A 23,138-nucleotide genomic window follows, 5' to 3' on the forward strand; every position below is an offset into this window, starting at 1 on the left:
CCCGCTCCCGAATCTATTTATTACACATTCTTAGTTGCTGTCTCTTTAATCTGTTTGCGTTCTTCATAAATATTTTGAACGATTACTTTAATGACACAGTACGTTGGGATGGCGATTAAAATCCCGATAAATCCAGCAATATTCCCTGCAGCCAATACAATTGAAATTACTGTTAACGGGTGAATATCCAAAGACCGCCCCATAACATTTGGTGTAATTAAGTTACTTTCTACCTGTTGTGCGACAAGCGTAACAACACCAACCCAAATAATATCAAAAGGATCATTAACCAACGCTACAATCACAGCCGGTACAAGGGAAAGCCATGGCCCGATAAATGGAATCATGTTCATGAAAAATGCAAATAAGGCAAGTAATAATGAATATTCCAAACCAATAATTAAATAGCCGATGTACATCATGATTGCGAGTAAAAAGCTGACCAACACTTGTCCTTGAACATAGCTTCTTAATACGTTATCAATGTCTTCTAAAGTTTTCTTTACCCATGTACGACTCTCCCCGTTAAATATACCGTAAATTTGAGGAGCGAATTTTTCATGGTCCTTCAACATAAAAATAAAGAAAAACGGCGCCAGTACTAATGTTAATGTTACCGTTACCGCCCCACTTAAGAAGGAAACAAGATATTTACTGCTTGCGACAGCAATGTCTTGTATAGAAGTAGTTACAGATCCTATAAACTCTTCTACTTGCGGTGGAAGCATCGGAATATTTTCCTTATTATCTAAAATGAAATCAGCTGCTTCTTCAATATCCTTTGCGATTGTCGGTGCATTTTCAACAAGTTTGTTTACTTGGTTTGCAATTGGAGAACCGACTAAAACTAAAAAGGTTGCGAATAAACCTGCAATTATAAGGACTATTGTTATTAAACTTCCCCATCTCGGCATACCCCGTTTTTCCAATATACGCTGCAACGGCTCCGAAATATAATAGAGCACCCCACCGAGTAATAACGGTACAAGGATGGTCGAAAAAATAATGATAATCGGATTAAAGATCGAATGAATTTCAATGAAATATTTGATAATTAATAATGTAATTAGTATACCTACGCCAACTTGGAACCACAGTTTTCTAGTCATCGGCTCACTCTCTTTCTCAAACTTTCTTTTACTATAACTATGTACGTTTTAGCATGCCATAAAGCTTCATAAAATACAAAAAATAAAAAAGGTTTGTTTCGCAAAATAATATTTGCGAAACGCACCTCATAATTTTTATAGCTTTTTATCGTCGATAGAATTTAAATAGTCTTCGATTGTTCCTACAACTGATTCCACGCAGCCATCGTCAAATGGTGAGATTAAGCCCGCTTCCTCAACAAGTTTTGTGAAAGCAAATGAACCGCCAAGGCTACATAGGTGCAGGTAGTCTTTCCAAGCCCCTTCAAAGTCTTCTCGTGAACGTTTCCAGAACTGGAATGCACAAATTTGCGCTAACGTGTAGTCAATATAATAGAATGGAGATGAATAAATATGGCCTTGTCGCTGCCAAATAGCCCCTGATTCTAAATAGTCATGACCATCGTAATCACGATGCGGTAAATACTTCGCCTCAATTTCTTTCCATGCAGCATTGCGATCAGCTGGTGTCATTTGTGGATTTTCATACACGACATGCTGGAACTCATCGACTGCTACACCGTATGGTAAGAATAGTAACCCACTGCTTAAGTGCGAGAATTTATACTTATCTGTTTGGTGCTTGAAGAATAGCTCCATCCAAGGCCATGTAAAGAATTCCATACTCATAGAATGAATTTCTGCTGACTCATATGTTGGCCATAAGTATTCCGGAATCCCAATATTTCGGCTAGAATACACTTGGAATGCATGTCCTGCCTCATGTGTTAGTACATCGATATCACCAGATGTGCCATTAAAGTTCGAGAAGATGAACGGTGATTCGTAGTCTTCGATAAACGTACAGTATCCGCCGCTTTCCTTACCTTTTTTCGCAACAAGATCCATCAGGTCATGCTCGATCATATAGTTGAAGAACTCGCCTGTTTCTTTTGATAGTTCTTCGTACATTTTTTTACCGTTATTAATAATCCACTCCGGGTCACCTTGAGGAACGGCATTTCCTGTTAAGAATGTTAAGCCTTCATCATAGAATTTAAAGTCTTCTACATCGATCCGTTCTGCTTGGCGCTCGTACAGTTTTGTTGCAAGCGGCACGATATATTCGCGTACTTGCTCGCGGAATTTTGCTACCATCTCTGCGTTGTAGTCAATACGGTTCATATTGACATAACCAAGTTCCACATAGTTTTTAAAGCCTAGCTTTGTCGCGATTTCATGACGAAGCTTTACTAACTCATCATAAATCTGATCGAACTTTTCTTTGTTTGAAGCATAGAAATCTGCACTCGCTTCACGTGCTGCTTTACGAACATCACGCTCAGTAGATTCTGCATATGGTCCAAGCTGTGCCAATGTCAAAATTTTGCCGTCAAATTCAATCTGAGCAGAAGCAACTAGCTTGCTGTATTCAGAAGTTAACTTATTTTCCTTTTGCATAAGCTCGATTACTGCAGGCGAGAAACCTTTTAATAAGTTTTCAGCTAAAGCAAATAGTTGCGTACCCCACTTTTCTTCCAGTTGTGCACGGAATGGCGACTTCACTAGTTCTGTATAGTAATTAAATACAAGCTCATCTGCCATTGGGCTTACTTCATCGAAATGGTCACGCTCTTTTTGGTAATATTCATCGTTTGTATCAATTGATGCACGTACATAGACAATATTAGCCATTGTAGAAAATGTGTTGCGAATCGCGTTTAATTTTTCGATAACTTCGCTTTGTTCATCTACTGTAGTTGCAGCTTTAAATTCCTCTAATAATGCTGCTGTCTGTTCTTTCATTTGTTCTAAATCTGGTCGTTTATAATCAAAGTCTTTAAATGTTACCAAACTCATTCACCCCATCTGTTCACTTCATTCGGAATTCGAAATTCCCTCTTTTATTATTTATGATTATGGCATAAATTGCAATTATTTTCAGAATATTTATCTAGCTTTATTTTAGGCTAATAGACATAAAAAATAAGCAGCCGAGAAAAGGTCTCAGCTGCTTATGCCAGTCATTATATTTTGAACTTATTCATTTCCAATACAACTTGTTGTGAATGGTTATCCAATTCTTCAACCGCTTTTGTTAAATCATCGACTACGAGTGTTTGTTCATCAGAAGCAAGAGCCAAATGTTTTGCATAGTCGGATGTATCATTTACTAAACGACTCATTTCCTCAGTCGAAGCTAAAATTTGTTCTGCACCTGCTGACATTTGCTCAACAACTGCTGAATCGTCCTGAATTCGATTATTGACATTCAATACAGAATTTAAAATTTGATCTAAGCGTTGACCAATTTCACCTACTGCCATCGTTCCTTCTTTAACATCTGTTGTTGTCATATCAATCTCAACTAGTAAACGATCCGTAATTTGCGAGAATTTTTGAAGATGACCTGAAATTTCCTCTGCTGATGTACGGGACATTTCAGCCAGCTTCTTCACTTCATCAGCTACAACCGCAAATCCTTTTCCGGCTTCTCCGGCACGTGCTGCTTCAATTGCTGCATTGAGCGCCAGTAAATTCGTCTGATCCGAAATATTCGTAATGACTGTTACCATCTCTTTAATTGAGTGGAAGTTTTCTCCCATTTCTTTCACTAGTTTAGCCGTATTTTCTACCGATTTTTCTACCCCTTGAATCTGGTCAACTACCTTACCGGAACTTTGTGCACCATCTTCAACAAGGCTCGTCATATCGGAAGAAACTTCAGCAATCTCATTAAATGTATCGGCCAGTTTCTGAATGCCGATAGCCATTTCATTCATCGCAGCATTTACTTCATTATTGCTTACTTGCTGTAATGACCCGCTGTGTGAAATCGTAGCGATGTTTTCCACCATTTTTTCATTTGATGTGTTCACCCGTTCTGTAGAAGTTTCGATTAGATCGACTACTTCTCCGAGCCCATCTGTACGTTCCTTCAATACTTGGAATGTAGCTGATAACTCGACAAGCGAACTTTGGAAATTTTTTGCGAACGCTGTAATTTCATTACTCTTTTTAAAATTCAGCTTGTTTAACAAAGCCTGTGATTCAACAATATCACCTGAAGCCAGATTTTCTGCTGCTTTATTTAATGTTTGTAATGGCGATAACGCTCGACGGATATAAGTATAAATACCGATTAAAGCTGCTATAAAAATAATAATGAAAATAAGCGCAATAATTGGGACGATCTCTTTTGCTACATTTTTTGTTAACGAAGAAACATACGATGCATCGATATCAACACCTAAATAGGCAATCGTTTCCCCTGCATCATTTTTAACCGGTACAATACCTGTAATATATTCACCGAAATCACTGCTTAAAAGGTCTGATGCAAATTGGCCGTCTTCGATAACGCGCTCAATATGCTCGTACTTTGTAGAACCTGATGGGTCACCCAGCTTCCCGGCATTCTCAGTATCATCTGCCGGCATGCCATCAACTAAAAAGGTAACTTCCCCATTTTCTTCAGGTACAAAATAGGTATAGGCATACATGACACCATTATATTGGCGTAATTCATTTAACTGTTCACGTAATTCCCAATACGTTTCATTTTCATCTGGCTCTTCAATAAGCTGTTCATACTTTTGTACATCTATGTAATTTACTAAATTACTAGCTACTTCTATCGTACGTTCTTTCACAGATGACTGAACTGAACGCGCGGAATTAAACTGAAGCATAATAACGGTTAACAGTAAAATAACGGCGAAAATAATGCCGATCATTAATATTATTCTACTACCTAACTTATCCATTCTTTTCATAGCCTATTTTATCTCCTAATATAATATTTAATTGTTAGATTTATTTTGAATTAAAGATTATTTAAAAGCAACTTCTTTTAGTGAATATTCTATATTATTAATGAATAATAAGAGAATAGCACCATCTATTTCCCGTTAGTTTCCAGTAGAAATTGGAAGCACAAAAAAGCCCAAAGAATCATCTTTGGGCTTACATTTTTATTCGCCTAAATCAGCATTGTGGTAAACGCGTTGCACGTCTTCCAAATCTTCCAATGCATCAATCATTTTTTCGAATTTCACTAAATCATCACCAGTTAAAGCAACATCTGTCATTGGCAGCATCGTTAACTCTGCTACAGTAAATTCTTCGATGCCTGCATCTTTAAATGCTTCTTGTGTAGCATGGAATTGTTCCGGCTCAACATAAACGATAATTGTGCCTTCTTCGTCCATAATGTCACGCATATCTAGATCAGCTTCCATTAAAATTTCAAGAATTTCATCTTCTGATTTACCTTCAATTCCGAATACAGCTGTATTTTGGAACATATGCGCCGCTGAACCAGATACGCCCATGTTACCGCCATTTTTACCAAATGCAGCACGTACTTCAGAAGCTGTGCGGTTTACGTTGTTTGTTAATGCATCAACGATTACCATTGTACCTGCGACACCGAAACCTTCATAGCGTAACTCATCGAATTGCTCATCGCCGCCACCTTTTGCTTTGTCGATTGCTTTTTCAATAATATGTTTTGGTACTGAGTAAGTTTTCGCACGTTCTAAAACTGTTTTCAGTGCACGGTTAGATTCCGGGTTTGGTTCACCTGATTTTGCTGCTACGTAAATTTCACGACCGAATTTAGCGTAAATACGACTATTTGCTGCGTCTTTCCCAGCCTTTTTATCTTTAATGTTATTCCACTTACGACCCATTTTGTTCACTCTCTTTCATACTCTATTAGTAACGTTATTTAAAAACGAAAAAATATATTTAACTTATTTATTATACATAAACTTGAAATAATTTTAAATTACTCTGCATAAAAAAATGCAAAAACCTATAGCATTTTTTCTATGCTATAGGTCATGTTTATAATTGTGAAGCCTCAATATTAAATGTATCGCCGCCTTGAAGTGTACCGGCATTATAGCCTTTTTTGAACCAGCGCATCCGTTGTTCGCTAGTACCATGTGTAAAGCTTTCCGGAACGACATAGCCTTGCGCTTCCATCTGCAATGTATCATCGCCAATGGCATTCGCTGCCGTTAATGCCTCTTCAAAATCGCCTTCTTCCAAATAGCCCTTGTCCTGAACATGGTGTGCCCATACCCCCGAGTAATAATCCGCCTGAAGTTCCAGCCGTTTCACTGCTTCATTGTACTGAGCTTGAGATACTTTTCCGTTTAAGGCATGTACTTGTTCGGATGTACCCAATAATGTTTGGACATGGTGGCCAACTTCATGTGCGACTACATAAGCCATCGCAAAATCACCCGGTGCATCAAACCGGTTTTTTAACTCTTTATAGAAACTTAAGTCAATATAAAGCTTATAATCTGCCGGACAGTAAAACGGTCCAACCGCAGCATTTTGCATCCCGCACCCGGAGCTTACGCTGTCCGTAAATAATACGAGCGTCGGATTTTCATAAGTTAGCCCATTGTCGGCAAACAATTGTTGCCATATATCCTCTGTATCCGCAAGTACTACAGAAACGAATTCCGCCAGTTCCTCTTCTTCAGCGGTCGGTTCATAGTTTTCAGAAGTTGCACCGTTTTGCGTAATGCTCTTTGATACTTCCGAAACAACATCCCCTGCATCACCGCCATTAAGTAATGTGAAAATAATGGCAATAATTATTCCGACTCCGCCAAGACCTCCGCCGATTTTCCCGGCACTCATTCCCCGACGATCTTCCACATTACTGCTTTTTCGTCTTCCTTTCACATCCATAGCTATTCCCTCCATATAAATCTTTACATACTTTGCCATATAATTACCCTTAACAACGCTACTTATAACAGGCTATAGAAAATAACATTAGTTAACAAACCAAAGAATAATAAAAAAAGCGAAGCGGATCATGTCCACTTCACTTTTCCTTATAAATCCGCTTCGATTTTTTCCAGCAATGCCTCGCAGCCTTCTAAACATAAATCGTACGTTTCTTGGAAATCCCCTGTATACCAAGGATCCGGCACATCTTTTTGATGTGACGTCAAATCAAGGAAACGGAACACTTTTGCATCTGCTTCTGCACGAAGCATTTCAATCGTATTTTTCACATTGCTTTCATCCATACAGACAATATAGTCAAAGCTGTCTAAATCGGAAGTGCGTAACTGTCTTGCAAGCATGCCTGTTGTCATAATTCCGTATTCCTGTAATTTCGCCATCGTCCCTTTATGCGGGGTTTCTCCAATATGGTAATTGCTCGTGCCGGCTGAGTCGACTGTGATTTTATCCGTCAAATCACGTTTAGCGATTAAATCACGCATTACAGCTTCCGCCATAGGAGAACGGCAAATATTGCCCAAACATACGAATAGTACTTGCTTCATCTCTTTTTCCACTCCTAATTAAAGAAGCCGCACGAAAGATTCCGCGCAGCTCCTGTTATTTTACTTCCGGGTGCATTTCTTTCAAATGCTCTGTTAATCGGTTCAGCTCATCTTCCAAAAATTGAACGGATTGTTCACGGCCTTCTTTTCCTGCACCAACCGTAAATGGCTTTCCGTAAATTAAATAGCCTTTTTGACGTTTGAAAACACCTTTCGCATCTTTCGGACCGATATAAGCAGCCGGTAAAATTTCCGTCTTCGCCAGTTGAGCAATCGTCACTGCGCCGGCTTTTAGTTCCGAGTTTTCCGAGCTTCTCGTTCCACTCGGGAAGATTCCGACTACTTTTCCTTCTTTAATAAGCTGACGAGGGATTTTAATAACACTTGGTCCCGGATTGTCACGATCCACCGGGAATGCATTTAATCTCGTAATTAGCCAGCCTAATCCTTTCACATCAAACAGTTGCTTCTTAGCCATAAAGTGTACTTCTTTTGGCAGCATCGAAATCCCCAGGTTCAAAATATCGATATAGCCATTATGTGTACAGGCAACGACAAAGCCGCCTTCTTTCGGTATATTCTCTTTCCCGTATACCTTTGCCTTTGACCCGTTAACCCCTAAAATTCCATATACAACTCTTGCAATAAATTTATACACGTTTCATTCCTACCTTATCGTTAATCTCACTTCATTTTAATTGAAAGTAATACTTTCATTCAATGACTACTGTTTTGCCGTAGTTCCCGCAATTTGCTCGATTAATGGAGGCAGCCAATCTTCAAGCTGACTGAACGAAAATCCTAATTGCTCTGCCTTGTCATTTTTCATATACCATGTTGCAGGAATCGCGTATGGTGAACGGATTTCCTCTGTCCCAAGCAACGCTATTTTGGCACGTTCGCCTGACTTTTCTTCAATAAGTGAAATTAGGTCTTTTAAAGAGATGACTCCATTTGCTGTCGCGTTAATTGGGCCTTCCACATTATCATTACCTGCCCACTCTAAAAATCGGGCCGCCTCTGTTGCCTGAATAAAGGACATTTCCGCATCCATGTTTACAAATCCGATCGGTTCCTTATTAATAATGCGCTCAATATGGAAATGCAAACGGCGTGTGTAATCATCTTCTCCCATGACGATTGGGAAACGAACTGCAACTACTGGGAATTCGGCAAACTTATAAAATACCGCCTCTGCCAGACGCTTTCCTTCACCATACGTAAATTCATGTGTGTCTCCCATGATGATGCCATATGAAGTCGGATCGAAATCTCCTTCAGAATGCGGCTTGCCATCTGCCTCATATACCGCTAATGTAGATGTGAAAACGAGCTTACCGATTTTCCCATTGAACAGATCGCACAGCTGTTTTGCTTCGTTTGGCGAATAGCAAATATTATCATAAACAATATCAAATGTACGATTTTCCAATGCTTTCTCAAAAGCCGCTGTATCTTTACGATCCACTTTAATATGCTCCACTGCATCGCCAAATGGATTTTCCGACATTCCGCGCGTAACAATTGTTACTTCATGCTTTTGCTCCAATAAAAGTTCCACTAATTTACGGCCGAAAAATCGTGTCCCGCCTAATACCAAGATTTTCTTCATCTACGATCACTCCATTCCAATTAATAAATCTAAATCAATTGTAATTTCCTGTAATTGAATACTTTCTTTATCGTCAATATGCCAGCCCATCGGTGTCATTTCAAGCAAATTTTGTACTAAATGGTCTTCAAGCGGTACTGTATACGTGATTCTTTTTACTTCTGTATGTGCAAAACTTGCTTTAAAACGCTCTACAGTTTGGGCATTTGTATAACTTTCCTTTTCTGAATCTGCAAACGCCTGTTTACGCAGTTCTTTTAAGTAATTTTCCTGTGGGACGACTTTAATTACTTTGCCGCCTCGCTTTAATAGACGTTTAAACTCATCGTAATTTGCAGGGGATAAAATATTTAAAATCGCATCAAAAGAGTGCTCGTTGAACGGACTATTCGCTAAATCACCGACACACCAAAGCTCTTCGGGATTATACTTTGCCGCTGCGATTATCCCTTCTTTTGAAATATCGATTCCTACACCGACAGGGCGATCAAGCTGTTGGCAAATACGATGTAAATGAGACCCCTCGCCACAACCTGTATCTAAGATTACCGGTTGTTCTAAATTGATTTCCCGGGCAATCGCTGCTTGTAACCGATCATAGATCCCTGCTTGAATGACAGTATGGCGAGAATCGAATAATTCTTTTCCATACATTGATTGGACAGGACGGTTTAACATATAAACATAGCCTTGTTTTGCCACATCAAATGTATGATTCGATAGACAGCTCATTTTTCCTTCATTACTTATCTCTATTTCCTTTTTACAAATAGGACATGCAAAAAGTCGGCTATTGAATTGAAACTGCTGAATACTTAACGCTCGTTTTGATAATAGACCCATGATGGATCCTCCTTCATATGTGTTCGCTAGTATCGTACCATAAACTCATTCAAATAAAAAAAGGAAATAGTGGTCACTACTCCCTTCAAATACTTTCAATCTATAATAGTTGGCTCGTTGTCACAAATTCATAGCCTTCTTCTTTTAAATACAATATGACATCCTCTAATGCGTCTGCGGATTGCTGATGTATATCATGCATTAAAATAATGCCATTATCCTTTGCTTGTGCTTTTAGATTCGCCAAGGTCTTTTTAGGTGTTTTATGCTGCCAATCAAGTGTATCAATATTCCACAACACTGGTGTTAAATCAATAGACTCCCGTACGTTTTCATCCAATGCTCCAAACGGTGGACGATACATCGTAGGCGTCTTTCCTGTTGCATCACAAATTGCCTCATTTGCCCGGTCGATTTCCGCCCGTATTTGTTGTGCGTTTAGCTTCGTTAAGTTTTTATGGCTCCACGTATGATTGGCAATTTCATGACCGAAAGCATCCGCTTTTTTCACGACATCGGGATACTTTGCAGCATTTTGACCGAGCACAAAAAATGTTGCTTTCACATTATACTTTTGCAGTGTCGTTAAAATTTGATCGGTCACATTTTTATGGGGGCCGTCATCGAACGTGAGCGCAATTCTTTTATGACTGGCCTGCTGTTCTGCTTGTTTTTGCTGCCGGTCATCTTCTTGTACAACATCGGCCTCCTTATTATCCAATATATTTTCAACCTTTATGTATGTTGTACAATTTCTGCCCGGTGACCCGCCGTCATTCATATAATACGGCATTATTTTATTTAAGCTGCCGGACGACTTGTTTATATAATCATTGGAAGCTGACGGCTCATTATAAGTAGCATTTACCGCAACCTTTTTATTACTTGCATAAGTTGGCGGTGTATCGATCCATAGACGAAATCCGACAACTACTAATATTCCACATAATATGCTGAGCACTGTTATTTTTTTGCCCATTCTACTACCCTCCTTTTCTCTTATATGTATTAGACGTAAGAAGAGAGCAAAAAGTTGATAAAAATTTGGATTTTTTTATAAATTTTTCCCATAAAAAAAGCAAAGTAGAAAAAAACTACTCTGCTCTATTTCTTATTAATTTGTGGTTGTGACAGCTTTTGAACGTAATGTTGTATTTTTACGATGCATAAAGGTCTCTAATGTTGCGTACAAATTTTCAATATCTGTATCTGATAAACGTTTCCCTTCAATTGTTGTTGCCCATTTTTTTAATTCCGCGATTTTCAGCACTTCAACATTGGAAGATTGAATTTCAACCTGCTGGAATGAACAATCATTCGTAAAAACTACAACTGTTTCAAAAAGTGTACCATCAACTTCCGGGAACTGGTCTTTTAATGTATGGATTAAACGTTTTGTTTCATGGATTGGATTATTAAATACTTGTTTTTGATTTTTATGTAATAACTCAATCCATTCGATGCTCTGTTCCCGTCCGTTAATCCATCCTGTTTTCTCTTTAACATTCATTACATAAATCCCTGATTCATGAAGTAAAAGAGCATCAATTGTTTGAACTTCATTGTGAACAGGAAGCTGTAGATTCACCATTATTCTTTTTGTACCTTGTACATGCTCCATTTCCTTTATAAGCTGATAGGAAGTTCGGACACTTTTGTTCATAAGGACGTCAAAATACGAATAGCCAGTCAATTGATAAAATGATGTATTGTCATGACTATATAATTTAAATATAAAGTAACCTATAATCGCAATTAGAACGAACAGTATAAATAAGGTCATTGCGCTCACTCCTTGCCTGCATCATCGCATTTCATTTTATATAGCATTAATGCTCTTACTAAATTCCTAAAGGCTGTTGATTGATAGCTTTTTTACTGTTTATTATCGGTAAAAGTTGTGCCAGCTTTTGTATTTCATAAGTTGGATGAATTGTTGCTGGTACTGCATTCAACGGGTTAAGCCAGCATGTATCTATTCCGGCATTTGCACCACCGATAATATCTGCACTGTAGGAATCACCAATAATCATCGCCTTGTTTGGATCGAAATTTGGAATTCGTTCAAACACAAAATCAAAAAATGGCTTCATTGGTTTTTGATAGCCTGTATTTTCCGAAACGAAAACTTGCTTAAAATAAGGTGCCAAACCTGTTACTTGGAGGCGCTTCATCTGTGTCTCCGCCAATCCATTCGATGTAATGTACAGTTCATAGTCAGGTGCCAATGTTTGAATCAGCTCCAATGCACCTTCAACAAACACTTTACTTTCTGCTAAATAGCTACGGTATTCAGCATCCAATACCCTGCCATCTATTTCAACGCCAAAATGCGCGAATGTCTTTCCGAATCGGGTTTCCATTAAAAATTCACGAGTAATCAGCCCTTCTTCAAGCGCGCGCCATAAACCGGTATTAATTTCTCGGTAAACAGCTTCGATTTGAGGCGTTAATGGTAGCTGATATGCTTCAAATAATTTCGGCAAAGCTAAACTTTCTGCAGCTTTAAAATCCAGTAATGTATCATCTAAGTCAAACAATAAAAATTGATAATCCTTCATTTGTGTACTCCGTTTCCATTATACTAATATATTACCTTATCATAATCGAGTCATAATTTTAACTATTTACACTACTCCTAATTTTCGATAGCATGAGTGTATTGCTCTATGTGAAGAAAGAAGGGTTCTTTTATGGGATTTGAGTTAGACCCACAACTAGTTATTATTTTAATTTGTTTTGGTTTTTTAGCAGCATTTATCGATTCCGTTGTGGGAGGCGGTGGCCTTATTTCACTGCCTGCATTAATGTTTGCAGGGCTAAGTCCCTCTGCAGCTGTTGCTACAAACAAACTCGCCGGGACAATGGGATCCTTAACGAGTACTATTACCTTTTATCGGTCTGGAAAGCTGGATATTAAATCCGTCATGAAGTATTTTCCGTGGGTTTTTATTAGTTCGATGATCGGGGCTTGGATTGTTCATTTACTTGATCCAAACTTATTGAAACCTTTAATGCTGATTATGCTGGCCGCTGTTGCTGTCTATACAATTTTCAAAAAAGATTGGGGCAGTATTTCAGCGGTAAAATCACTTTCAAAGACAAAGTATATTTTATTTTTCTTAGTGATTTCACTGATTGGTTTTTATGATGGATTTTTAGGTCCTGGTACCGGGTCATTCCTTATATTTGCATTTCTAATGGTGGGCTATGATTTCTTAAAGGCAGCCGGTAATGCAAAACTCCTTAACTTTGGGAGTAATATCGGGGCTCTTTTAATGTTTATCTATTTAGGGCAGATCAATTATACATATGGTTTGATAATGGGGGCCGCACAAATTGTCGGCGCGATTGTCGGTTCACGGTTTGCAATTAAGCGTGGAAGTGGCTATGTGCGTGTCCTTTTTATCATCGTCACGATTACATTACTTGCAAAAAATAGCTATGATTTTTTCCTGAAATAAATGTACTGGATGTCCAACTTAAACTTGGGCATCTTTTTTTTATTAAATAAGCCCCGAAACATTTTCGGGGCTTAGTTCTTATTGCATTTCTTTTGTAGGTCCCATTACTGGCGGTACTGTTAAACCTGCTTGGCGAAGTAGTACTGTCATTTGGCCAACATGATGTGTTTGGTGTGTGATTACTGTGCGAAGTAATTCACCGCGCTTCATCATACCTCCAAAAGCAGGTACTTCTTCTAAAAGCTGTTCCTCTGTTAATGATGCCGCTTCTTTTTTATACGCTTCGCGCACCATTTCATACTTCTCTATAATTTCAGCCATTGTCTCTGGCTGTGGCATATCAGGACCTGGACCCGGAATTTGCAATCCTGCAAAATGGCCGAATGCGCCTGCTACACTTACTAAATGCCATGATAACCATCCTAATGAATTGTGTTCATCTACGATGGCGATATGCATTTTGTCATCTGGAATTGCTTGCATTACTTTCAATGCTCCCTTTGATGAAATCGCCCAATCTTTTACAAAATCTTCAGCTACACGATACATAAATAAATCCCCTTTACTACGATTTGTCTTTATCATACCTAATAAGAAGGCATTGCGCTATCATTCAACAGTTAAGATTTTTGATTAAGATAAATAATCTTGCACAATGCTCCATATTTCAACTTTTTCATCAAAGGTTTTAATATTTTTTCCTGGAATCGGACTTGTTGATGGCATTTTTTTGTATGCCCGCCCGCCCAAAACTTCAAGTCCAATATGTCTTTTAAAAACATCGAAGCTTTTCCCGCCATTAAAGAGGACAAGCTGTATTTGCGGATATTTTTTAAACAGCTCCGAAAAGTTATTCGGTACTTCATTTTTTATTGTTGCATCCAGGCTCCCTTCGCGTTCACAGCTTTCGATTGAATCCCAGAGCCCTATACAATGTTTACGAAGAAGTGCAATTCTTTCGTTATAGTCTTCCGGAATATCGGTTGCTAGAAGCCTTCCCATAATCGGCCAAAAGTGATTCCGTCTGTTGCCGTAGTACTGTTGCTTTTCTAATGATTGCTTTCCTGGCATCGATCCGAGGATGAGCACTTTAGTTTTTTCATCCACAATCGGAGGTAATATATTTCGGATTGGCCCCATCACAACTTCCACCTTTTCTTTCCAGTCATTTTTATTATTGATAATCTAGAGATTAATAATAAAAGAACCACATAAATGTATGCGGTTCTTCCACTATAGTATTAGTTATTTTTTATATACGATTTCCCCTCCAACGACAGTCAACAATGCATTTGTCTGGAGAATTTCTTCCGAGCTGCATTTCATTAAATCCGTATCAAGTATTGTAAAATCCGCATCATACCCTTTTCGGATATAGCCGCGTTCGTTTTCTTTACAAATTGCCTCGGCACTTCCAACCGTATACATTTTCACTGCCTCAAAGCGGGAAACCTTTTGCTCACGGTTATAACCTTCATGTGTATCTTTTGGCTTCTTTCGCTCGACTGCCGCATAAATTGTTTCAAATGGGCTCATCGCTTCAATCGGCGCATCGGTACCTGCCGCACATATGAATCCTTCATCTATAAACGTTTTCCAAGCGTAATGATGACCAGCACGGTTTTCACCAAGCTTCTCAGTTACCCATGGATAGTCTGATGTAACAAAGGCCGGCTGCAAATCCAATATAACCTGCAGTTTCTTCATTCGGGCAAGCTGTTCTTCTGATACGACACAGCAATGGATCAGGCGGTCGCGCTTCCCTTCAGCTACGGGATATTTTTCTAAATATCGGAGCACCTGTTCCATTGCACCATCACCGATTATATGAATGGCTACCGCTTCATTATATTTTCGCGCTAATTGAATGAGTGCTTCCATTTGAGCATCAGTATGAATGAGCATCCCTTTATTATGTTCATCATTTGCATAGGGAGCCAATAGTGCTGCAGTAGAGCCGCCTAATGAACCATCTGCGAAAATTTTCATCGCACCCGGCTCGATATAAGGTTCATTAAACGGCGCATTATTCGTAATCATTTCTTCGAATACCGCGTGATGGCGCAGTAAGTTTACGCGGAAATGCTTCCGTTCACCAACAACGCGATGATAGGCAGTTAATGGATTCATATAATGACCATAATAACTCATTTCTTCTGTATGTCCGCCCGTTAAACCATAAGATTGCATATGTTCGATCGCCAGTTGCAAGGACTGCGCCAAGCTTTCAATATAGCTTTCTCCTTCTTGTTTGAATAGTGAAGATACTAGACCCGTTGCCTGTTCATACAACAATCCGTTTAGCTCATCGTTTTCATGACGGCCAAGCTTTCCGCCTGCCGGATCTTCAGTATTTATTGTAATACCCGCCAAATGGAGTGCGGCTGAATTAACTAAAGCAACATGGTGGCACACACGGTTAAGGAACAGTGGGTTATTAGTGACAGCATCCAACTCTTCTTTCGTTGGAATACGGCCATCTTTAAATTGATTTTCATTCCAGCCGTCTCCAATGAGCCACTGCCCATCCTGAAGTTGGTCCGCTGCATTTTTAACCAGTTGTACAAGCTCTTCACCGCTTGTCGCTACTGTCAAATCAAGGCGCATCAACTTTTCACCGTGTCCAATCATGTGGAGATGGCTATCTACAAAGCCCGGGTACATAACTGCCCCCTGTAAATCGATAATGTCATCTGCATATACTTGTAAATCCTCGAATGTTCCTGTCTCCACGATTTTTCCACCTTGTACAAGCACTGCCTGCACGGTCGCACCTTCTTGTTCCATCGAATATATCGTGCCATTAGTCCATAGTTGCTTCATCTTCAGCTATCCCCCGTCTACATATCAAAATCTTGTCGTTTATATGGTAGTCCTATATTCATATGATCTAAGATTGGTTCATCCGATCCTTTATAAAGAAACGTTATATCCTGCAATTCAGGTAAATTCTCGAAATAAGAACGCGCTAATGTCTCAACAAACATATTGGCACCTGCAGAACCTTGAATCGTATAAATATCATCACCTAAATTAAGCACTAAACTTTTATCTTCGTTTTCTATCGTATAATCAAGCAGCTCTACCTCATGTTCATTCACTTTTGAGAAAATAAACGGTACTAGCTCTTCTTTACTGCTATCATAATTTTCATCAAATGGAACGGTATTTTCAGCATTCTCATCTGATTTATATAAAGTAATCTTTTCCTCTTTCACTTCAGGGCTACCCTGTGTTACATTGTCTGAATTATTTCCCGGGACATTATTTACATCATCACTCGTCTCTTTTGTCCCGCATGCTGCGAGCACAAGCGCAAATAGCATGACTAATAACAATTTCCTCATCGTTGTCTCACTCCTTTTGATGTATTACTTTCAAGATACAGAATAAACAAACAATTTTCAAACTTCCGGCGGCTTTTTCCAACTACCATTTCTGGTAGAAATATAGATAAGCCTATTTAATTATAATAAAACCAATAAATTACAACACTGAAAATAAAATGTTTTCAAAAAATATTGACAATGATAATTGCCTCCACTAATATTAAGGAACACTAAATAAATTAAAACAAGGAAAGGAGTTAAGGAATATGAACACATCAATTGTGAATTTACACATTTCAACAGCGACAATTTCATATTGCCCTAACCTGAACTTTTGTTTTAATTTTGCACGTACATGTAAATAAAAGGCACAGGTGTGGATTCCCCTGTGCCCTTTTTCGTTTTGACACCTTTTCGAAAAATCGGAATAGGTGTCTTTTTTGTTTACATTGTGCCGACGTTTAAATACCGTCGAAGAATTGTACGATGCATTCAGTGTAACAACATTTCAGGAGGGCTTTAAATGACTATCTTTTTGCAACGAAAACTATTAAAAATGGATCGATATGATGACGGGTAGCAACACGATCAACATTGAAGAAAGAAGGTATACGTAATGTTTAATGTATTTGTGAAATTAAAATGGTTTTTAAAAATGTATCGTAAGCAGTATACAATTGCGATTGTACTCCTTATGCTGGCGAGCTTTATCGAAGTTTTGCCTCCATGGATTTTAGGGGAAGCCATAGATGACATGACAAATGGAGATATGAATCAGATGCAGCTGCTGAAGTATGTAGGCTTCGTTATTGGTGCTGCCATCGTGAGCTATGCTTTAAACTTCATATGGCAATATCAGTTATTTGGCGGTTCCATTACGCTTGACCGTATTTTGCGAAAAAAACTGATGCATCAATTTTTAAAAATGACCCCGACGTTTTACGAAAAAAACCGTACTGGTGATTTAATGGCCAAAGCTACAAACGATTTAAATGCAGTTACATTAACTGCCGGCTTCGGTATTATGACCCTCATTGATTCGACGGTCTATATGGCCCTGATCATTTTAGCAATGGGCTTTTTCATCTCTTGGAAGCTGACATTTTTTGCGATGCTCCCAATTCCAATCATGGCTATACTCATTCAATATTTAGGGAAAATTGTTCATGAACGCTATATGAAGGCACAGGATGCATTCGGTGAAATGAATGACAATGTGCTGGAGTCTGTTGCGGGAACTCGTGTCATCCGCGCATATGTTCAAGAAAAGAAAGATGAAGAACGCTTTTCGGAAATGAGCGAAAACATTTTTGCCAAAAACATGCGTGTCGCTTATATTAACGGACTCTTCATGCCAATTACAAAAATCGGAACTGGTATTTGTTATGTAATCGCATTAGGTTACGGAGCTGTTCTTGTTTCAAATAATGAGCTAACGGTTGGTCAGCTCGTTTCATTTAACGTGTATTTAGGTTTGGCAATTTGGCCTATGTTTGCAATTGGCGAGCTTATTAATGTCATGCAGCAAGGAAGTGCTTCGCTTGACCGTGTACAGGATACTTTGGAATATGAAGCGGATGTACAAAATCCTCCTTCACCAATGACACATCATGTACCGAATTCTATCGGGTTTTCTGAGTTTACATTCCAGTACCCTCTATCTCAGGTGAAAAACTTGCAGCAAATCTCACTGAACCTAAAAAAAGGGCAAACACTTGGTATTGTCGGGAAAACAGGTTCAGGTAAGACAACATTTATTCGTCAGCTTTTGCGTGAATATCCGTTAGGCAATGGGCAAATAGCCATTAATGATACGGACTTGGCACAAATGACAAAAGAACAAATTTTGGACTGGATCGGCTATGTGCCACAGGACCATGTACTATTCTCCCGTACAATCCGTGAAAACATTTTATTCGGGAAAGAAAATGCTACGAACGGTGAAATCGAAGAAGCAATTCGACTGGCAGACTTTGAAAAAGATTTAGCAAATTTACCGCTTGGCATTGAAACACTTGTCGGTGAAAAAGGCGTATCTTTATCAGGTGGCCAAAAACAGCGTGTATCAATTGCACGTGCGTTGATTAAAGATCCGGAAATTCTAATTTTGGACGATTCTTTATCTGCTGTCGATGCAAAAACAGAATCAAAAATTATCGAAAATATACAAACAGAGCGCGCTGGAAAAACGACAATCATTTCAACTCACCGCCTGTCAGGTATTCAGCATGCGGATGAAATTATCGTGCTGGATGATGGTTATATCGTTGAACGAGGTACTCATGAAGAGCTCCTACGCTTAGGCGGATGGTACAAAGAGCAGTTTGACCGCCAGCAGCTTGAGGAGGTGGAGCAATGAGTACATCAAAACGACTGTACCTGTATGCTTTAAAATTTAAAAAACCGATTTTAATCGGGTTAGCTTTATTAACAATTGCGGTCGCAACTGATATTGCAGGACCGTTCATCGCAAAATATATTATCGACCACTACATGGAACCGGGTAATCTTCAAGTAGAACCGATCGCGATACTGCTGTCGATCTTCTTCTTATTATCTGTGCTGACTGCTGTGTTCCGTTATTTAATGTTCATCTTTTTACAACGTGGTGCAAACTTTGTAATTCAGCAGTTACGGAAAGACGTATTTGGACATATTCAAAAGCTGCCAATTGAATACTTCGATAACTTACCAGCCGGAAAAGTTGTTGCACGTGTCACAAATGATACCGAGGCAATACGCAATCTATACGTAACTGTACTTTCGCAATTTGCGAACAGCTTTATTACCATTGCAGGGGTATATATAGCTTTATTTATTTTAAATTGGAAAATGGCACTCTTCGCTCTATTACTCATTCCAATTGTTTATGTTTGGATGATTTTATACCGAAAGTTCGCTTCACAGTACAACCATATTATTCGAACAAAAATTGCGGATATTAATGCAATGATCAATGAATCGATTAATGGGATGACGATTATTCAGGCATTCCGCCGGGAAGAACAGATGAAGCAAGAGTTCGACGAAATGAATGACGAACATTATAAATACAACCGTAAACTTTTAGTGCTGGACTCCGCGACATCTCATAACCTTGTCAATATTTTACGACTTGGAATGTTTGCAGTATTTGTTTTTTACTTCGGTACTCAATCGATGACATTGCCTGAAGCGGTAACAGCAGGTACGCTATATGCGTTTGTTGATTATATTACGCGCCTGTTCAATCCGATCACGAACTTAGTCAATCAGTTCTCCCAGCTTGAACGTTCACTGGTAGCAGGTTCACGGGTATTTGAACTGCTTGATCAGCAAGGGGAAACTGTAAGTACAGAACGAATTGAACGTTATAAAGGAAATGTTGTGTTTGATCATGTCTCATTCGCCTATAAAAATGATGAATATGTATTGAAAAATATTCACTTTGAAGCAAAAGAAGGCGAAACAATTGCACTTGTCGGTCATACAGGATCGGGGAAAAGTTCGATTATGAATTTACTGTTCCGCTTCTATGATCCGCAAAAAGGCCGTATTGTCATTGACGGGAAAGATATTACGAAGCTTCCGCGCCAAGCGATTCGTGAGCATATGGGAATCGTATTGCAGGATCCGTATTTGTTCACCGGGACAATCGCTTCGAACATTAGCCTCAATGATAAGCGGATTTCAAGAGAAACCGTTGAAAAAGCGCTCGAAGCAGTCGGAGGCGAACGTGTCTTATCAAAATTCGAAAAAGGAATTGATGAGCCTGTAATCGAAAAAGGAAGTACGCTTTCTTCTGGTCAGCGCCAGTTAATTTCGTTTGCGCGTGCGCTTGCATTTGATCCGGCTATTCTTATTCTGGATGAGGCGACATCGAATATCGACTCAGAAACAGAGGAAATTATCCAACATGCAATGGACGTACTGAAAAAAGGCCGTACAACGTTTATTATCGCCCACCGACTTTCCACTATTAAAAATGCAGATAAAATTTTAGTATTGGATCGTGGTGAAATTGTTGAACAAGGCAGCCATGATGAACTTGTGGCACTTGGCGGTAAGTATGAACTGATGTATCGCCTGCAATCCGGTTCATTAACTTCTTAATAAAAAAGAAGCGTATAGTCCCCTTTCATTAGGGAGCTATACGCTTTTTGTTATTTTTCTAGCTTTTTATTCGGCCAGTATGACCATTTACCAAACACCGTAATGAGGGCCGGTACGAGTAATGGACGTACGACAAACGTATCAAGCAGTACCCCTACCGCTGTTACGATACCGAATTGTACTAATAGCTGTATTGGTAATGTCGCTAATACTAGGAATGTACCAGCTAAAATCAGACCAGCAGATGTAATTACTGCACCCGTTGAAGCAATACCATTTGAAATGGCTTGTTTATGCGCAATACCACGCTTGCGGTTTTTCCATATATCAGAAATCATGAAAATATTATAGTCATTACCTAATGCGATAATAAATACGAAACTGTACAGTGGAATCGAACTAGCCATCGCTTCATGTCCTAAACCGTAATGGATGATCAACCAACCTGCACCTAAAGCAGAGAAGAAAGATATTACTACTGTTACCATTAATTGAATCGATGTGATTAAAGCACGTAAGTACGCTAATAATACGACGAAAATAATAATGATCATGACAGGTTGAATGATACTTTCATCGCCTGACTGAACGACTTTTGTATCAAGTTGCGAACTCGTTTCGCCCCCGATCCAGAATTTGCCGTCTTCCAGATTGTTATCCGCAAGAATCTTTTTAACATCGTCCTTCATTTGCTCAACATCATCCATCGCTTCATTTGAGTATGGATTTTTATCCAAATCAATTTCATAAAGTTGGATGTTGTTGTTTGTTTCACCTTTACGCATTTCTTTTATTACACCGACATATGGGAGTCTTAACAGTTGTTCTGTAATGTCCATATCAGTTCCTTCACTGTCTACCAACAACTGCACCGGCGCCAATTCACCTGGTGTAAAGTTTTCTTCAATGATTGTAAATCCTTCACGTGATGGCATATCTTCAGGGAATGAAGAAATTAAATCGTAGTTATACTTAATATTTGTAGAAGTAATTGCCAAACCAATTAATATCGCACCTGCAACAATTATGACAAGCCATGGTTTCGAAGTAACAAATTCACCCACCTTACGCATATAGCGGTGATTAGGTTTACGTTGTTTATATGGTTTGTTTTTCTTTTCGGCATTTGCTTTTTCAGCTTCCTCCGTACGAGGAACAAATGGCCAAAACGCTGCGCGCCCTAAAATCCCAAGAATAGCCGGAAGCAATGTAACTACTGCAAAACCTGTAATTAATACACCAAAGCTAAACGGAACAGCAAAACGCTGGAATGCGCCGTAATCCGCCAATGCCAATGTCGCTAAACCGATTACTACTGTTAAGCCACTCATTACGATTGCGCCTGTTGATTCACGTACAGCCGATGCCAACGCTGTAAATTTATTATCTTCAGTCAGCAATATATCTCGGTAACGTGTAATTAAGAACAAACAATAGTCCGTACCTGCACCAAACAGTAAAACAATCATAATCGCTACCGCTTGCGCATCTTTATCGATCCATCCGTTTTCAGCCATTAAGCCCAATAATGGACTTACAACTAAATACGCTACCCCTACAACAATTAATGGGATAATCGCTAAAATTGGTGAACGGTAAATTACTAATAAGATGACTAAAATGATAATGACAGTGGCAACCATTAGTTGTACGTCAGCTGCTTTAAAAAGATCTGTCGCATCAATTGAGATACCAACCGGTCCAGAGAATCGAGCATGAAGTCCCTCATCCTCTAAATTTGTATCATACGGATTTTCACCAAATTGACTTTCCGTACGTTCTTTAATAATCGCTAGATTTTCTTTTAGAACATCTGAATTTTTATCTGTTGAAAAGAAAACTGGTGTGACAAGTGCTGCACCGTTCTCAGAAAGTGACCCCATCAATGCTTGAACGGGAAGGTTATGGAATGGCGGGATTGTTTCCTGTCCATCTAACGGGTCATCCGCCAGTTGTTTGTATAACCCTTTAATATTTGTCAAATCTTCTTCTGTAAGACCAGATTCGTTATACCAAGTAATTAATAAAGGGATCCCACTATCAGATGAGAATTCTTCCTCCATAATGTTTCCTGCTTGAATTGATGTATAAGTATCAGGGATTTCATCGCCCACAAAGTTTTCAACACTATTAATTTGCGGGAAGATAAGTGCAAATAAAACGGCAAACATAATCCATAAAGCCAAAACAACCCAACGTGTTTTCTTACCGCCCATTACACTTCCCCATTTTTCCAATGGATGTTTAGACATCACATAGCCTCCTTCATCTTCTTTTTTATTCCCAAATATTACAAGGTATACATGCCCTTTTAATGATACCCTTAATTTATGTTATACAAACATTGTACAATATACGAAAAACATTTGACAAGTACTTTCTTTTTC

General features: G+C 38.9%; 20 protein-coding genes. 3 read left to right on the forward strand and 17 right to left on the reverse strand.

What is annotated here, in order from left to right; genetic code table 11:
- Positions 1 to 20: 20 nt before the first annotated feature.
- The 12 genes from B5473_RS01520 to B5473_RS01575 form a co-directional block, all read right to left on the reverse strand.
- Positions 21 to 1,109 (reverse strand): AI-2E family transporter, encoded by a 1,089-nt coding sequence (locus B5473_RS01520; protein ID WP_079523351.1) that lies wholly within the window; start codon positions 1,107 to 1,109, stop codon positions 21 to 23.
- Positions 1,110 to 1,244: 135 nt separating this feature from the next.
- Positions 1,245 to 2,948, reverse strand: a complete 1,704-nt coding sequence (locus B5473_RS01525; protein ID WP_079523352.1) for a M3 family oligoendopeptidase — start codon at positions 2,946 to 2,948, stop codon at positions 1,245 to 1,247.
- 167 nt (positions 2,949 to 3,115) lie between these two features.
- Entirely contained in the window at positions 3,116 to 4,864 is a 1,749-nt protein-coding gene (locus B5473_RS01530; protein ID WP_079523353.1) for a methyl-accepting chemotaxis protein, read from the reverse strand.
- A 198-nt stretch (positions 4,865 to 5,062) separates the two neighbouring features.
- The gene (locus B5473_RS01535; RefSeq protein WP_079523354.1) at positions 5,063 to 5,782 is read right to left on the reverse strand and encodes a YebC/PmpR family DNA-binding transcriptional regulator; all 720 of its coding nucleotides are present in this window, start codon (positions 5,780 to 5,782) and stop codon (positions 5,063 to 5,065) included.
- Between the two features lie 157 nt (positions 5,783 to 5,939).
- On the reverse strand, positions 5,940 to 6,803 hold the full coding sequence (ypfJ, locus tag B5473_RS01540) for a KPN_02809 family neutral zinc metallopeptidase (RefSeq protein ID WP_079523355.1): 864 nt from the start codon (positions 6,801 to 6,803) through the stop codon (positions 5,940 to 5,942).
- Positions 6,804 to 6,952: 149 nt separating this feature from the next.
- Positions 6,953 to 7,411, reverse strand: a complete 459-nt coding sequence (locus B5473_RS01545; protein ID WP_079523356.1) for a low molecular weight protein-tyrosine-phosphatase — start codon at positions 7,409 to 7,411, stop codon at positions 6,953 to 6,955.
- Between the two features lie 55 nt (positions 7,412 to 7,466).
- On the reverse strand, positions 7,467 to 8,069 hold the full coding sequence (locus B5473_RS01550) for a lysophospholipid acyltransferase family protein (protein WP_079523357.1): 603 nt from the start codon (positions 8,067 to 8,069) through the stop codon (positions 7,467 to 7,469).
- Between the two features lie 66 nt (positions 8,070 to 8,135).
- Positions 8,136 to 9,023 carry an NAD-dependent epimerase/dehydratase family protein gene (locus B5473_RS01555; RefSeq protein ID WP_079523358.1) on the reverse strand — a complete coding sequence of 296 codons (888 nt, stop codon included), beginning with the start codon at positions 9,021 to 9,023 and terminating at the stop codon, positions 8,136 to 8,138.
- 6 nt (positions 9,024 to 9,029) lie between these two features.
- Complete coding sequence (locus tag B5473_RS01560; protein WP_079523359.1) at positions 9,030 to 9,866, reverse strand: putative RNA methyltransferase; 837 nt, start codon at positions 9,864 to 9,866, stop codon at positions 9,030 to 9,032.
- Between the two features lie 100 nt (positions 9,867 to 9,966).
- On the reverse strand, positions 9,967 to 10,845 hold the full coding sequence (locus B5473_RS01565; RefSeq protein WP_079523360.1) for a polysaccharide deacetylase family protein: 879 nt from the start codon (positions 10,843 to 10,845) through the stop codon (positions 9,967 to 9,969).
- Between the two features lie 135 nt (positions 10,846 to 10,980).
- Positions 10,981 to 11,649 carry a nuclease-related domain-containing protein gene (locus B5473_RS01570; RefSeq protein WP_079523361.1) on the reverse strand — a complete coding sequence of 223 codons (669 nt, stop codon included), beginning with the start codon at positions 11,647 to 11,649 and terminating at the stop codon, positions 10,981 to 10,983.
- Between the two features lie 58 nt (positions 11,650 to 11,707).
- Positions 11,708 to 12,427: a YjjG family noncanonical pyrimidine nucleotidase gene (locus B5473_RS01575; protein WP_079523362.1), complete on the reverse strand. Its 720-nt coding sequence runs from the start codon at positions 12,425 to 12,427 to the stop codon at positions 11,708 to 11,710.
- 132 nt (positions 12,428 to 12,559) lie between these two features.
- On the opposite strand from B5473_RS01575, the gene B5473_RS01580 reads away from it, so the two are divergent.
- Positions 12,560 to 13,330: a TSUP family transporter gene (locus B5473_RS01580; RefSeq protein ID WP_014822492.1), complete on the forward strand. Its 771-nt coding sequence runs from the start codon at positions 12,560 to 12,562 to the stop codon at positions 13,328 to 13,330.
- A gap of 78 nt (positions 13,331 to 13,408) precedes the next feature.
- Here B5473_RS01580 and B5473_RS01585 read toward each other — a convergent pair whose 3' ends face one another.
- From B5473_RS01585 to B5473_RS01600, 4 genes are all read right to left on the reverse strand, one after another.
- A complete protein-coding gene (locus tag B5473_RS01585) occupies positions 13,409 to 13,879 on the reverse strand; it encodes a DinB family protein (protein ID WP_079523363.1) in 471 nt (156 codons plus the stop codon).
- Between the two features lie 84 nt (positions 13,880 to 13,963).
- Positions 13,964 to 14,470 carry a DNA-deoxyinosine glycosylase gene (locus tag B5473_RS01590; RefSeq protein ID WP_079523364.1) on the reverse strand — a complete coding sequence of 169 codons (507 nt, stop codon included), beginning with the start codon at positions 14,468 to 14,470 and terminating at the stop codon, positions 13,964 to 13,966.
- 105 nt (positions 14,471 to 14,575) lie between these two features.
- On the reverse strand, positions 14,576 to 16,153 hold the full coding sequence (locus tag B5473_RS01595; protein ID WP_079523365.1) for an amidohydrolase: 1,578 nt from the start codon (positions 16,151 to 16,153) through the stop codon (positions 14,576 to 14,578).
- A 17-nt stretch (positions 16,154 to 16,170) separates the two neighbouring features.
- Positions 16,171 to 16,677 (reverse strand): fructose-2,6-bisphosphatase, encoded by a 507-nt coding sequence (locus B5473_RS01600; RefSeq protein WP_079523366.1) that lies wholly within the window; start codon positions 16,675 to 16,677, stop codon positions 16,171 to 16,173.
- A 598-nt stretch (positions 16,678 to 17,275) separates the two neighbouring features.
- Between B5473_RS01600 and B5473_RS01605 the strand changes: the two genes are divergently transcribed.
- Entirely contained in the window at positions 17,276 to 19,018 is a 1,743-nt protein-coding gene (locus B5473_RS01605; RefSeq protein WP_079523367.1) for an ABC transporter ATP-binding protein, read from the forward strand.
- Entirely contained in the window at positions 19,015 to 20,751 is a 1,737-nt protein-coding gene (locus B5473_RS01610; protein ID WP_079523368.1) for an ABC transporter ATP-binding protein, read from the forward strand. Before B5473_RS01605 ends, B5473_RS01610 begins: the two co-directional genes overlap by 4 nt.
- Positions 20,752 to 20,801: 50 nt before the next feature.
- Here B5473_RS01610 and B5473_RS01615 read toward each other — a convergent pair whose 3' ends face one another.
- Positions 20,802 to 23,003 carry an MMPL family transporter gene (locus B5473_RS01615; RefSeq protein ID WP_079523369.1) on the reverse strand — a complete coding sequence of 734 codons (2,202 nt, stop codon included), beginning with the start codon at positions 23,001 to 23,003 and terminating at the stop codon, positions 20,802 to 20,804.
- Between the last annotated feature and the right edge of the window lie 135 nt (positions 23,004 to 23,138).

The organism is Solibacillus isronensis, assembly GCF_900168685.1.
GTDB lineage: Bacteria > Bacillota > Bacilli > Bacillales_A > Planococcaceae > Solibacillus > Solibacillus isronensis_A.

Bases quoted from the DNA above. Each gene is read 5' to 3' on its own strand.
- B5473_RS01520 (WP_079523351.1), bottom strand. From the start codon at position 1,109: ATGACTAGAAAACTGTGGTTCCAAGTTGGCGTAGGTATACTAATTACA.
- B5473_RS01525 (WP_079523352.1), bottom strand. From the start codon at position 2,948: ATGAGTTTGGTAACATTTAAAGACTTTGATTATAAACGACCAGATTTA.
- B5473_RS01530 (WP_079523353.1), bottom strand. From the start codon at position 4,864: ATGAAAAGAATGGATAAGTTAGGTAGTAGAATAATATTAATGATCGGC.
- B5473_RS01535 (WP_079523354.1), bottom strand. From the start codon at position 5,782: ATGGGTCGTAAGTGGAATAACATTAAAGATAAAAAGGCTGGGAAAGAC.
- ypfJ (WP_079523355.1), bottom strand. From the start codon at position 6,803: ATGGATGTGAAAGGAAGACGAAAAAGCAGTAATGTGGAAGATCGTCGG.
- B5473_RS01545 (WP_079523356.1), bottom strand. From the start codon at position 7,411: ATGAAGCAAGTACTATTCGTATGTTTGGGCAATATTTGCCGTTCTCCT.
- B5473_RS01555 (WP_079523358.1), bottom strand. From the start codon at position 9,023: ATGAAGAAAATCTTGGTATTAGGCGGGACACGATTTTTCGGCCGTAAA.
- B5473_RS01560 (WP_079523359.1), bottom strand. From the start codon at position 9,866: ATGGGTCTATTATCAAAACGAGCGTTAAGTATTCAGCAGTTTCAATTC.
- B5473_RS01565 (WP_079523360.1), bottom strand. From the start codon at position 10,845: ATGGGCAAAAAAATAACAGTGCTCAGCATATTATGTGGAATATTAGTA.
- B5473_RS01570 (WP_079523361.1), bottom strand. From the start codon at position 11,649: ATGACCTTATTTATACTGTTCGTTCTAATTGCGATTATAGGTTACTTT.
- B5473_RS01575 (WP_079523362.1), bottom strand. From the start codon at position 12,427: ATGAAGGATTATCAATTTTTATTGTTTGACTTAGATGATACATTACTG.
- B5473_RS01580 (WP_014822492.1), top strand. From the start codon at position 12,560: ATGGGATTTGAGTTAGACCCACAACTAGTTATTATTTTAATTTGTTTT.
- B5473_RS01585 (WP_079523363.1), bottom strand. From the start codon at position 13,879: ATGTATCGTGTAGCTGAAGATTTTGTAAAAGATTGGGCGATTTCATCA.
- B5473_RS01590 (WP_079523364.1), bottom strand. From the start codon at position 14,470: ATGGGGCCAATCCGAAATATATTACCTCCGATTGTGGATGAAAAAACT.
- B5473_RS01595 (WP_079523365.1), bottom strand. From the start codon at position 16,153: ATGAAGCAACTATGGACTAATGGCACGATATATTCGATGGAACAAGAA.
- B5473_RS01600 (WP_079523366.1), bottom strand. From the start codon at position 16,677: ATGAGGAAATTGTTATTAGTCATGCTATTTGCGCTTGTGCTCGCAGCA.
- B5473_RS01605 (WP_079523367.1), top strand. From the start codon at position 17,276: ATGTTTAATGTATTTGTGAAATTAAAATGGTTTTTAAAAATGTATCGT.
- B5473_RS01610 (WP_079523368.1), top strand. From the start codon at position 19,015: ATGAGTACATCAAAACGACTGTACCTGTATGCTTTAAAATTTAAAAAA.
- B5473_RS01615 (WP_079523369.1), bottom strand. From the start codon at position 23,003: ATGTCTAAACATCCATTGGAAAAATGGGGAAGTGTAATGGGCGGTAAG.